The organism is Vallitalea longa (genome assembly GCF_027923465.1).
Lineage (GTDB): Bacteria > Bacillota > Clostridia > Lachnospirales > Vallitaleaceae > Vallitalea > Vallitalea longa.
On the sequence record NZ_BRLB01000010.1, the window covers coordinates 20,240 to 32,646 of the forward strand.

The 12,407-nt window shown below is 30.5% G+C and carries 11 protein-coding genes and 1 tRNA gene; 3 read left to right on the forward strand and 9 right to left on the reverse strand.

The features are described from left to right. Nucleotides 1-13 precede the first annotated feature (13 nt). Nucleotides 14-472, reverse strand: coding sequence for a hypothetical protein (locus tag QMG30_RS15060; protein WP_281816764.1), 459 nt, complete (start codon nucleotides 470-472; stop codon nucleotides 14-16). Nucleotides 473-542: 70 nt separating this feature from the next. After that, nucleotides 543-1,916 carry a sugar ABC transporter substrate-binding protein gene (locus QMG30_RS15065; RefSeq protein WP_281816766.1) on the reverse strand — a complete coding sequence of 458 codons (1,374 nt, stop codon included), beginning with the start codon at nucleotides 1,914-1,916 and terminating at the stop codon, nucleotides 543-545. A 431-nt stretch (nucleotides 1,917-2,347) separates the two neighbouring features. Here QMG30_RS15065 and QMG30_RS15070 point away from each other — a divergent pair, with 431 nt between their 5' ends. Together QMG30_RS15070 and QMG30_RS15075 are read left to right on the forward strand one after the other, a co-directional pair. Continuing rightward, nucleotides 2,348-2,677: a helix-turn-helix domain-containing protein gene (locus QMG30_RS15070; protein WP_281816767.1), complete on the forward strand. Its 330-nt coding sequence runs from the start codon at nucleotides 2,348-2,350 to the stop codon at nucleotides 2,675-2,677. A gap of 27 nt (nucleotides 2,678-2,704) precedes the next feature. Further along, on the forward strand, nucleotides 2,705-3,229 hold the full coding sequence (locus QMG30_RS15075) for an ImmA/IrrE family metallo-endopeptidase (protein ID WP_281816770.1): 525 nt from the start codon (nucleotides 2,705-2,707) through the stop codon (nucleotides 3,227-3,229). 186 nt (nucleotides 3,230-3,415) lie between these two features. Here the strand turns inward: QMG30_RS15075 and QMG30_RS15080 are convergent, their stop codons facing one another. After that, complete coding sequence (locus tag QMG30_RS15080; RefSeq protein ID WP_281816772.1) at nucleotides 3,416-5,449, reverse strand: glycoside hydrolase family 31 protein; 2,034 nt, start codon at nucleotides 5,447-5,449, stop codon at nucleotides 3,416-3,418. A 237-nt stretch (nucleotides 5,450-5,686) separates the two neighbouring features. Then, nucleotides 5,687-6,028, reverse strand: a complete 342-nt coding sequence (locus QMG30_RS15085) for a helix-turn-helix domain-containing protein (RefSeq protein ID WP_281816773.1) — start codon at nucleotides 6,026-6,028, stop codon at nucleotides 5,687-5,689. A gap of 499 nt (nucleotides 6,029-6,527) precedes the next feature. Between QMG30_RS15085 and QMG30_RS15090 the strand changes: the two genes are divergently transcribed. Continuing rightward, on the forward strand, nucleotides 6,528-7,055 hold the full coding sequence (locus QMG30_RS15090) for a P-loop nucleotide/nucleoside kinase family protein (protein WP_281816776.1): 528 nt from the start codon (nucleotides 6,528-6,530) through the stop codon (nucleotides 7,053-7,055). Nucleotides 7,056-7,185: 130 nt separating this feature from the next. On the opposite strand, the gene QMG30_RS15095 is transcribed toward QMG30_RS15090, so the two are convergent. From QMG30_RS15095 to QMG30_RS15115, 5 genes are all read right to left on the reverse strand, one after another. After that, nucleotides 7,186-7,273 (reverse strand) — tRNA-Ser (locus tag QMG30_RS15095). A gap of 81 nt (nucleotides 7,274-7,354) precedes the next feature. Continuing rightward, a complete protein-coding gene (locus QMG30_RS15100; protein ID WP_281816778.1) occupies nucleotides 7,355-7,552 on the reverse strand; it encodes a cold shock domain-containing protein in 198 nt (65 codons plus the stop codon). 380 nt (nucleotides 7,553-7,932) lie between these two features. Next, nucleotides 7,933-10,338: an ABC transporter permease gene (locus QMG30_RS15105; protein ID WP_281816779.1), complete on the reverse strand. Its 2,406-nt coding sequence runs from the start codon at nucleotides 10,336-10,338 to the stop codon at nucleotides 7,933-7,935. 2 nt (nucleotides 10,339-10,340) lie between these two features. After that, nucleotides 10,341-11,015 carry an ABC transporter ATP-binding protein gene (locus QMG30_RS15110; protein WP_281816780.1) on the reverse strand — a complete coding sequence of 225 codons (675 nt, stop codon included), beginning with the start codon at nucleotides 11,013-11,015 and terminating at the stop codon, nucleotides 10,341-10,343. A 128-nt stretch (nucleotides 11,016-11,143) separates the two neighbouring features. After that, a complete protein-coding gene (locus QMG30_RS15115; RefSeq protein WP_281816781.1) occupies nucleotides 11,144-12,400 on the reverse strand; it encodes a sensor histidine kinase in 1,257 nt (418 codons plus the stop codon). Nucleotides 12,401-12,407 lie beyond the last annotated feature (7 nt).

The window sequence follows — 12,407 nt, forward strand, 5'->3', positions numbered from 1 at the left end:
GATACCACACCTTTCAGGATTTTTCACTTTTATCTATAACTGTCAGCAATGATAGAATGGTGAATATCACTATAATATATAAAGCAATATACATATAAGTAAATATTGTATAATTTTCTAGACCCACAATAGTATATAAAACAGATCCTATCAATAATACTGTCCATATAAATACAAATAACTTATTGATTCTTATCTTAGCATAAGATAAATAAGTATGGATTCCCAATGCCATAGGAACGATTATCCTTTGAAAATACATGGATAAATTCATTGATACATATATGTTAAATAATTCTGTTTTAGTGGTATTAGTTCCAGCATATTGTTTATTATCATTCAGCCAGTCATTATAGATATTTATATCTTTCACTTTCATCATGATTTCCAATGATAATAAAAAAATCAATATCCCAAGTACGGATATTATCAGATATAAATGTCTCTTAGGTAATCTAGTATAGCCTTTCAAATATAACACCACCTAAAATTAAAGAGAGACTATTATAACTAACCTCTCTTTAATTATGTATTTTGGTTACTTAAAAATTAGTCATCATAGCTTCAAAAGCAGCTTTTACTTCTGCATACGCCTCTTCAGCAGTTTCTGGTTTGACAGCTGACCATGATAATACAGCGTTTTCCCATGTAGACCATACTGAACCCCATTCAGTAAACAATGGTCTTGCTGGAGCATTTTTATATGACTCGATAACAGCTGATATAGCCTTTTTATCCATTTCTCCCAAATCTGACTCTTCATATACTGATATATCAACATTTTCTAATATTTTACCTGTATTCTTGAATAAATCTATAGCGTAATCAGTATTAACGATTTCTTCTATCATTGCTTGAGCAAGTGCCATTTTATCTTTATCGTCCTCAATTCTTGCATTGACACCAAGTCCCCATCCACTCTTCCAATGATTTAATGGTTTACCATTAACAGTAACTCGATTAATAGGCATAATATCAAGATCTTTACCATCATTACTTATCTCTGATAAACCTGCTATTGCCCATGGACCTTCTAAACGAATAGCGTTATTTCCGCCACTGGTAAATTCTGAATCCATATATCCTCCAATTGCTTCTTTATCCCATAGATCAGTACTAGCATCATTATGTTTCTTCCAATAATTGAATAAAACTTCAAAAAGGTCTTGTTGTTCTTTACTAAGATCTGAAAAATCTTTTGTCATATCACTATATAACTTACCTGAATCATCTCTACCTAGTAACTCAATTCCTACTGAATTAGTAAAAGCAACACCAAACCAAGCATCAAATACTTTAACTAACATATCTCTATATCCAAGTTCACTGAATTCCATAGTCTTTGATAAATCAATTCCATGTGCTTCTGCATTTGATGTATTTACAAAATTGATTAAAGTCTCTATATTTAGAGGAAAAGCTAAATAATTACCATCAACATTGAAATTACCTCCAAGACCATTATCATAATCGCTAAAACCACCTACATCAGTTGCCATTTTTTTAGCATCTAGATTAGCTAATGCTTCATTTTGAGCTAATCCAAAAACTCTATCAGCAGGGAATGCAAATACGTCTGCAACATCTTCATTTGTAACATCTGTAGAATCAAGTACATCTAAATGATCGAATGAACCCACTTCTTTGAAATCAATCTTTGCATTTGGATTCTTAGCAAGTACTCTATCAGCTGCTTCCCGATAGTAGAAAACCCAATCTTTTTCAACTTGAACAGTAATTGATGCATTTATTCCATTATCAGAGCTATCTTTAGATGATGAGTTCCCATCTTCTTTTCCATCAGTTATATTAGTAGTAGTATCTTCTTTCTTATCTTTGCTACCACACCCAGTAAACAAACCCATTACAACAACAAATGTTAATAGTAAAGATAAACACTTAGTTACTTTTTTCATTAGACTTTCCTCCTAATTTTCATTAATCTCCTAAAACCCATATAAATTATAGAATAAGTTTCTTTATCCCAATTCATATACCACCGCCTAAGTTTTAATTTATTGATTAACTGCTAAACACATAATTAGTTAAATTATCTACTTAACAGATATATCACTTCTGCTTTTTTACTTAATCGTTTAAGTAAAATAATAATAGTAAAAACAACTACACATAATTTATTCGAGCAACCGTTTGCACTATACTATTAATATTACTCATTTTTCATGTTTTGTCAATACTTAACATTAAATTATTTCAAATTTATCGACAATTATATCCTCTGTGAATTGACATGACTCATATCGTGCATTATAATAATTATATAAATTAAATACTAACAATTTTATTTGTACGAATGTTTATTCAACATTATGTCAGGAGGGAAATTATGACTTTAGGAGAAAAAATTAAGTATCTAAGAAATGAAAGAGGCTTATATCAGCGTGATTTGGCCAATGCATTAAATATAGCAGTAACAACAATTTCAGGATATGAAAGAGATGACAGAAGACCTAATCCTGAGACATTAAAGCAGATAGCTGATTTTTTTGGTGTTACGATAGATTATCTTGTAAGTGGTAATGAAAACACAATGGATTATCTTGAAGAGGAATTTCCTGAAGGTGTAAAAGTATTAAGACGTGCTACAAAAGAATTAACACCAGAAGCAAGAGCTAAGATGGTTAAGCTAATGAAAGCTTTTTTGGAGGACGAGTAATCATTCCCATAAGGAGGAATCGTTATAGTGAATGTACCTAAGAAACCAAGATATGAACATGCCAAATTAGTAGGACGAACTTTTATTAATAGTCTTAATATAAAATCTTATCCTATTGATCCTATAAAAATCGTATACCTTATGAATTGGAGATTCGAAATTGATAATTTGTATGGAGAAGAAGGTTATACATTCTATAATACTAAAAACAAGAGCTATTGTATTGTAATTGATAACGCTCAAGGTATTAAAAAACAACGATGTAAATTTACTATAGCTCATGAAATAGGACACATAATCATGAATCACTATACTTCATATGATATTGGCTCATTAACCGAAAGTGAGTATCGTATATTAGATTTGGAAGCAGATGTAGTGGCTGGTGAAATTCTGATGCCCTATATATCTATTAGAAAAAATCTTAATAGAAGCATATTATATCTTGCCAATAAATTCGACGTTTCTTATAGTGCCATGGAAACAAGACTCAAGTTTCTTAATGTCTATAACTTATGTAATGAAAATAATCTAGCTACGACAACAAAATAAATTGAAAACATAAATAGGTCATGACTAGTTATAGTTTCAAGTAAACTAAATTAGTACTTCATTGATTAAAAGAAAAAACTCCTTCAATAAGATTCAATAAGGGAGTTTTTTCTTTGATAATAGGAATCCTAGTTAATTATTTATCATCCATCTTAGAACAGCTCCTATAATGCTATCTAATTATCATCAAATCAAGCATTCAATTAATTTATCTTGGCTTTCTCTTACAAATAAAGGTATCACATCAATAGGTGTTAAACATTCAACACTTTGTCCTCCATCATACTTTTTACCGCTATTTACATCAATCCATGACGTTCCATTAGGAAGATAAACATTTCTTTTTTCCATACCTAGTTCTACTACAGGTGCCACTAGTATATCTTCCCCAAACATATATTCATCATTGATATCCCATACGTCTGTATCATCTGGAAATTCGTAGAACAAAGGACGTATTATTGGTGTCCCTTTCTTATGTGAATCATCCATTAGCTTGCGTATATAAGGTTTCAATTTATTTCGTATTTCAATAAAGTGTTTCATTATATGGTAGTTCTTATCTCCAAATGACCAAATTTCATTATCTGCACCACTACCACATCTTCCACCTCCGACCTTACTCATAGGTGCTTTCAGTGGCAAACGATTACCGTGCAAACGCATAACAGGACAGAATGTTCCATATTGAAACCATCTAATAAGCAGCTCTTGAAAATCAGAATCATCCACAACACCATCATGAAATCCACCAATATCCGTTGTCCACCATGGAATACCGGCAATCGCCATCTGCAAACCACATACGATTTGGGTTTTTAATGACTCAAATGTAGATGGAATGTCACCAGACCAAACCAATGCTCCGTATTTCTGACTACCAGCCCATGCACATCTAACTAAATTTACCGCATCTACACCTTCTTGTTTCAATCCCTCATAAAATGTTTTGGTATACATAACTGGATAAACATTTCCCACTTCTGAACAAGAACCTTTATGGTACCTGTAATTTTCAAAATCACAACTTGTAAATTCAGGTTCGGCAACATCAAGCCAAAAATCTGTAATACCATATTTAACATAATTGTCCTTAGCTTTTTGCCACATATAATTTCTTGCATCTGGGTTGGTAACATCTACAAATGACGTTGGGTCAATCATAAGCATATTGATTTTAACCCCGTTTTCACTTCTAACTAGATAACCCTTATCCTTCATTTCTTTGTAATATGGTGAATAAATAGAAACTGTTGGCCAAATTGATACCATTAGCTTAGTACCCATTTCTGTCAGTTCTTTTACCATTGCAGCTGGATCTGGCCAATATTCAGCATCAAATGCCCAGGTTCCTTCCAATGTCCAATGAAAAAAATCGGCAACGATTACATCAAGAGGAATTCCTCGCTTTTTATATTCTCTAGCAACTGTTAACAATTCATCTTGTGTTTGATATCTTAGCTTCGACTGCCAGAATCCTAATCCATGCTCTGGCATAACCGGTGGTTTTCCTGTTACTGACATATATGTTTCAATAATCTTCGACGGATTATCTCCAGCAGTAATCCAAAAATCAATTTGTTTAGTACTTGAAGCTTCCCACTCTGTTATGTTTGTGCCAAAAGACACTCTACCAACTGAAGGGTTGTTCCAAAGAAATCCATAATTTAAACTTGAATACATGAATGGTACAGATGCCTGAGAGTTTCTTTGAGCCATCTCCAATACGCAACCTTTTAAATTAAATATACCATTTTGATACTGCCCCATACCATATATTTTCTCATTTGGGTCAGAATCGAATTTTAGACTTGCAGAGAAATTTCCACCTCTAAGACCTTTTAATTGTCTTGACTGTATCTTTAAACTAGTATGTCTGTTGCTTTCAAATTCCGTAAGTAATATCTTGTCTTGATTATTCTTAATAATTAATTTACCAGCATTATTGATTATAACTTTGATGTTTCCATTAACTAGGACTGCTCCATCAGTTTCAATTTTTTCTTCAGAATTAACCTTTTGCTCATTTTCTTGTTTTTTGCTATAAGTTAACTCTATCTCAGGAATAATTTCTTCTTGAGGAATCAATGCCCAGTTTTCATTTGTAAATTTATCCAATTTAGTAACTCTAACACGTACACTATTTTTTCCAAAAGTCTCTACTAACATTTTTTCACTATCATAAACTCTTAAAATACCTGTTTTTGTAATAGAAATCATTAAATAAACCTCCTATAAGAATTATGTCAAAATCATATTTATTTATTATCTACATTCTACCATTAATAATATCATACTTTTGTTATGTATTTCATCACAATAATACCAGGTGTCAATAAGTGATTTTTGTCTGTTAATTAACAAACAGCAAAAGGACTAGGAAAATGTCCCAATCCTCTTTCATTATATCTCATTTGATTTCTAATAAACATATACAAATTATATGAGTGATAATACTTATTCTTTTTTCGTTAACTTGTAAACTGCATTAATAAGTTCCAATATGCATTCTTTTTCATCCGAATTCATCATTATTAATTTAGCATTTATAGTTGACAATAGTTCATCATCCCTACAATCTGAATGCTGTGTTTGTTTAAAAAAATCTTCTAAACTTACCCCCATAGCAGTAATGATTTTGTCTATCATTTCAATGGAAGAGTTGCTTGTACCTCTTTCAATTCTGCCTATATGAGAAGTATCCACATTCGCTAAAAGGGCTAATTGTTCTTGGCTTAAATTTTTAATTGTCCTAAAATGCCTTATTCTATCTCCAACTATTTTCAATAAATCACTCATTTAATCACCCCGTTTTCCATGTTTATAAATTACATATATCTGATAATTTCAACAAGTGATTCTACTCTTTATTTTTTCAAATAATAAGGATTATATGCTTGACAAAAGAAAATGTATTTCTTATACTTGTTATAGGTGAAATTGTTGATCAGCTTAATGAAACAGGGCAAACACTATTAGAACGGGAATAATGGTGTCTTAGAATTTGTATAACAGTTTCTCCCCCTTTGAATAATAATATAACCAGTATAACACTACATTTTACGGTTATACGCACCGTTAAATACCACTACGAGGGAAAGTTGGCAGGTGTAAAAAAAGCAAAGGGTATTTAAAGACTGGGTAACACCAGTCTTTTTTTATGATTTTGATTTAATTATGGTATAATTGTATTTGGTACTAAATAGGAAAATTTTTTCTTAGATAAAATAAGCTTATTCATTTACAGAAGTTATCTTTTGTCACTTAATATTTCAATCTAATGGGAGGATCATTAATAATGGGAACTGTATATATTTTCAGAGGTAAGGCGGCAACTGGTAAATCAACATTAGCAAATATGTTAGCCAAAAAGTTGTCAATTCCTGTTTTTTGTAAAGATGATGTTGTAGACGCATTGAAAAGTAGCAAAAACATAGATAAAGCAAGTATTAATAACGAGGTCTGTTATAACATTTTATACAAAATAATCCAGACAAATCTTGATTTAAATACTGACTTTATCTTAGACATTGCTCTTGGTGATAGAAACAAAGCAAAATGGTTTTTTGGAAGACTAAATTTTAAGGATAATAAAGTTATAAAATTTTTTACTGATTGCAGTGATGAAGATGAATGGAAAAGAAGACACGAGGAAAGAATTAAAAATCCCTTACCACATCAATCTTTTAAATCAATTGAACATGTGATTGAACACTATAAAAAGCTAGATGTGAATCCTTTTGATGATGAATACATAATTGATACTAGTAAATCTATTGAAAAAAGTTTCATTGAAATTAATAGAATCATAAGTTCTTACCTTTAACATAGAGGTTCAACGTTCATAGACCACTGGATATTAGTCCAACGGAACAAACTAAAAGTGAAAAGGTCTCACAATGAATTATCATTATAAGACCTCTAATTATACATAAACACTGACTTCTTTTACAAAACGGAGAGAATGGGATTTGAACCCATGGTGCGGTTGTGCCGCACAGCGGTTTTCGAGACCACCACCTTAAGCCACTCGGACATCTCTCCAAAATATGTACCCAAATATTATAGCACTAATCATTGCAATAAAAAAGACCCAAGATAAAATCTTAGGCCTATTTTTTATAATTATAAACTTACGATATTTTCAGCTTGAGGACCTTTAGTTCCTTCAACAACGTCAAAAGAAACTTTTTCGCCTTCTTCTAAAGTTTTGAATCCGTCTTTTTGAATTTGTGAGTAATGAGCGAATACGTCATTTCCTTCATCTGTTGAAATAAAACCAAAACCTTTGTCTGAGTTAAACCATTTTACTGTACCTGTCATAATTTACATACCTCCGAATTTTTATTTTTCCTTATATCACTTGTAAATAATTCATCAATAAAAATTCGAATTCTATTTATAAATCTAATTAGATAATTCTCGTTTATTAATTTGATAATTCTTTACTTATAATGCAAGGTTCTATATAATCATATACCATTTCAGAAAAAAATCAAGGGGTATTTTAAAATTTATTTAATTTTTTTTATTATCTCATGAAAAAATCCCCTACAATCGTGTAAATTTCAATATTCTTGATAAAATAAGAAAGTTTTACTTTTTTCATCTTTATTTTTATTATAGGCAATATCTTTGTCTATCAAATTATTGATACTCTTCTTTGCTTAATTGAATATTAAATCAATAATATATATTTATTTTTAAACACGAATTATTCTATCAATTATAGACTCTTTATTGAGTAACTTAGTTATAAAATAAGTTACTACATATTGAACAATTACTAAAACAGCTATCATTATTAATATTTCTTTTACTGGACTCTGCCATCTAGCATATGTAGCTTCTCTACTGAATATATCAAAACATGATTTTGCAATACGTGATCCAATGACCGTTGATAGAAGACCACTGATTAAAGCATAGTACATACCTTCTACTTGTAACATTAGATTCAACTGTTTATCTGATAAACCAATAGCCTGTAACATTCCTAATTCTTTCTTTCTAGTCAAAATACTAGTAACCATGGTATTGATTAAATTAAGTAAGCCAATAAATGCTATTACAACAACAAGGACCATACCGATAAGCTCTATTGAACTTTTCTGTGAATGATGTTCATTATAAAGAGTTTCATATTCAGTTATATCAATATCTTCATACTTTTCTTGTATACTTTCTATCTTTTCTTTTGCTTCATCATACATATTTTTATTAACATCAACAGCTATTTTTTTATAGTTATCTTCATTGAGATACTTGGATACAATCTTCTCATAGGCAATAAAAGTAGGTCCTCCATTTTGCCTATCATTTCCTATAGGTAGTGTATCGGTTTTTGCTAATATGGTGAATTCTTCAGTATAAGTAGAATCTTCATCCCTTTGTACATTAAATTTAACTTTATCCCCGATTTCATAACTATCTTCACCTTTATCCCCATAATAAATCACATATCTATCATTATTCATTTTCTCTATATCTAATGCACCTTCTAGAATGTTGTCTTTCAATTTGTCCAAGGTAGCAACTTCATATCCATATATATCACAATTGATTCTTCCATCATCATAAACATACTTTAATTTATGTTGTTCCATCTTTTCTTCATCATATTCCATTGTTACTACAGTATGTCTTGATTTTTCTATACTTTCTACTTCTTCCATATCAGTTAATTCATCTATTATGGAATTAATATCATCACTATTATCAACTTCATATGAAGTATTGACGATATCAAAGTCTCCTGCTACATAATCTTTAGTAAGATTATCAACTCTCATACTATTGAAAATAGATGTAAATGTTATGAATAACATTCCACTCATTGTTAGAGATAGAATCGTCATTATTGTACGTTTTTTGTTCCTCCATAGATTCAGATAAGCCATTTTGCCTACAGCACCTAATCTGCTGTTCTTAGTCCTTTTGATAGTTTTTTTACCAGTAGTAGCAACACCGGAGTATCTAAGAGCTTCTATAGGTGATATTCTAGCCGCTATTTTACTTGGTTTCATTAATGCTATCACTATCGTGAACAAAGAGACTGCCGCGGATAAGATTATAATATATGGTGAAAATACCATTTCTACACTGTCACTAAAAGGTATCATAGGAACCAATACTTTACTAATAAGATATCCAAGTAATATACCAAGAGGGATACCTTTTACAGATGATAGTATTCCTTCATATACAATCATTTTTTTCAACTGCTTAGGAGAAGTACCTATTGAACTTAGCATACCAATCTGTTGTATCTTTTCCACTACAGAAATATAATAAATATTATAAATGACAATTATAGTCGCTATGATAACAAGAATCCCTAATATTACAAAAGGTATAATTTTAGTACTACTTTTTTGCCTTCCATCTAATAACATGCTATTGAAATAAATATCAGCACCATCAATATTAAGTTCATTTGCTATCCTAAATATTCTATTATGAACATCTTTACTGTCTTCTAATTTTATTGCTACATTTTTATGTACTAGTCTAGAATCCATCTTACTCATGAATTCCTGTGATACTAGACCAATACCTACTTTACTTTCTAGTAACATGCTATTTTCTCTAAGTATTCCAGTAACTGTGAATTTTTTACTATCTTCATAGTATAGATTTTCATCACCTGTATGGTATTTCAAATTCAATTTGCTTCCTATAGCTACAGGTACTTCATATTTCTCAAGTACTGAACCAAAAACAGCAATTTCATTTGCTTTTTCAGGTAATCTACCCTCAATGACATCATATGATAATAAATCTGCTGCTTGATCATCTACATACTCTAGAGATAAATTATAATTATAAGTATCTTCCACATCAGCTAAACTTGAATTTATCCCAACTTGTTCTAATTCAACATGGTGTTTTAAAATATCAATCTGTTTATCATCAACATTAATTATCCTAGCCTCTGCTTTTCCATAGGAATTTATTATGTTATTATAATTCATTTGATTCATGCTTATTGCAAAAGTAGCTATAGTAGTTATTAAACAGGTAGATAATATGATAGCCAATAATATCAATCTTGATTTACATTTAGATGCTTTTCCGTATTTACTTGCTAATTTAATCATCATGTTCATATCTATCTACCCCCTTCTGTTATTTTCCCATCTTCGATCCTTATGATTCTATCTGCCATCTGAGCTATGTAATCATCATGTGTTATCATTACTAGAGTCTGGTGATATTTTTTCACAGATAATTTCAATAATCCAAGGACCTCTTCACTTGTTCGTGAATCAAGATTTCCTGTTGGTTCATCAGCTAAGATGATTGAAGGTTTTGATGCCAACGCTCTTGCTATAGCGACTCTTTGCTGCTGTCCTCCTGACAATGCACTTGGTAGATGTTCTTTTCTGCTATATATATTTAGAGTATTCATTAAATCATCTACGTACTGTTTATCTACTTTTTTACCATCTAGTTCTGTAGGTAATGTTATGTTTTCATAAGCATTCAAAACAGGTACCAAATTGAAAAATTGAAAAACAAATCCTATCTTTCTTCTTCTGAATATTGCTAACTGTTCTTTTTTCATTGAATATATATCTTTATTTTCAATATATACTTTACCATCTGTCGGTTTGTCTAGTCCTCCCAGCAAATGAAGAAGTGTGCTTTTTCCAGAACCTGATGTTCCTACTATTGCTACAAATTCTTTTTCTTTCACTGTTAAATCAATGTTATTAACCGCCTTTACGATATTATCCTGTTTACCATAGATTTTTTGAAGATTCTTTGTCTCTAGTACATTCATCACATATTCCTCCATAAATTAATTATTCTATAACTGTTTATTTTTTATTGTTTTGATTATGTAAGCACTCAATTAACTTTATGAGATAATTATATATGGCTAAGCTTACATTTTTATTTCATTTTATCTTACAAATCTGTAAGGAAGAATAATACGGTGAATGTTGTACCCCTGCCTTCTGTTGAACGTACTGCTATCGTACCCCCTTGGTCTTCAATTATTCTTTTGGTTAGATATAATCCTACACCAGAGCCCTCTTTCTTTTGAACTTCACTTGACTCGCCTCTGTAGAATCTATTGAAAACTTTGAATTGCTCTTTTTTGGGTATTCCTATTCCTGTGTCTTTTATCACTATTTTTATTGAAGTTTCTAGCTTTTCCATGGCAATGTTTATACTTCCACCTTCTCTAGTATATTTGACACCATTTTCCAGCAGATTGAAAATTGCCTCTTTTGTCCATTTCCTATCATGATTAATATCTATGCTAATCAGATTTTCTATGTTGATATTAATATCTTTTTCGCTGGCAGATAGATATATGCCATTTACAGCATCTAAGATGGTTTTTTTGATATCACTTTTTTGTTTATTGAGCTGAATCATTCCTGCTTCTAATCTGGATATCTGTACAAGAGATTTCACTAACCATTCTAACTTGTTGACCTCTTCTCTTGTTCTCTCTAAAAACTTTAATTCATTTTCTCTGTCTACCTCATCTTCTATCATCAAAGAATTAAATAGTTTAATTGAAGAAAGCGGTGTCTTGAATTGATGGGATATATCTGTCACTATGGATTTTATCTGCTCTCTTCCCTTTTTTATTTCCTCTATGCTTAACGATAGCCTTTTTGACATTAGATTGAATTGATGCCCTATCCTATCAACTATACCTTCATTGTCAGTTGACAGATGTATGGAATAGTCCCCATCCATTACTTTATCTATCCCTCTAGAGAATAATTCTATCTTTTTCATTATGTATATGATACTTTTTATAAAAAAGATAAGAAGAATTATAAAAATAAACAAAAGTATAATAATATTCATTACCATATTTTTTTTCACTGTATCGTAAAAATATTTACTGTAACTCATATTCATATTTTCTGTGTATCCATATTTACTTAAAATATTCTTTCCAGTGGAAACATACTGATTGCTGTTCTCTTCCAAAAAGATACTGACTATTTCTTGTTCTTCATCTGGAATAACCTCTATCAATCCTCCTATGAGATTATAGTCATCTATTACTTTCTGCTTATGCAATTGTTTAACCATATTACTGCTGACTAGGTAGAACATAATAATTATAGCTATCATCATAATCAATGATAGCTTCGTTCTTTTATATATATAAGGTTCTTTTTTAATATATTTTATCATTTATTTT

What these genes read in the sequence shown, in the direction of transcription:
- QMG30_RS15065 (WP_281816766.1), bottom strand. Translation starts at nt 1,916, where the DNA reads ATGAAAAAAGTAACTAAGTGTTTATCTTTACTATTAACATTTGTTGTT.
- QMG30_RS15070 (WP_281816767.1), top strand. Translation starts at nt 2,348, where the DNA reads ATGACTTTAGGAGAAAAAATTAAGTATCTAAGAAATGAAAGAGGCTTA.
- QMG30_RS15080 (WP_281816772.1), bottom strand. Translation starts at nt 5,449, where the DNA reads ATGATTTCTATTACAAAAACAGGTATTTTAAGAGTTTATGATAGTGAA.
- QMG30_RS15085 (WP_281816773.1), bottom strand. Translation starts at nt 6,028, where the DNA reads ATGAGTGATTTATTGAAAATAGTTGGAGATAGAATAAGGCATTTTAGG.
- QMG30_RS15090 (WP_281816776.1), top strand. Translation starts at nt 6,528, where the DNA reads ATGGGAACTGTATATATTTTCAGAGGTAAGGCGGCAACTGGTAAATCA.
- QMG30_RS15100 (WP_281816778.1), bottom strand. Translation starts at nt 7,552, where the DNA reads ATGACAGGTACAGTAAAATGGTTTAACTCAGACAAAGGTTTTGGTTTT.
- QMG30_RS15105 (WP_281816779.1), bottom strand. Translation starts at nt 10,338, where the DNA reads ATGAACATGATGATTAAATTAGCAAGTAAATACGGAAAAGCATCTAAA.
- QMG30_RS15110 (WP_281816780.1), bottom strand. Translation starts at nt 11,015, where the DNA reads ATGAATGTACTAGAGACAAAGAATCTTCAAAAAATCTATGGTAAACAG.
- QMG30_RS15115 (WP_281816781.1), bottom strand. Translation starts at nt 12,400, where the DNA reads ATGATAAAATATATTAAAAAAGAACCTTATATATATAAAAGAACGAAG.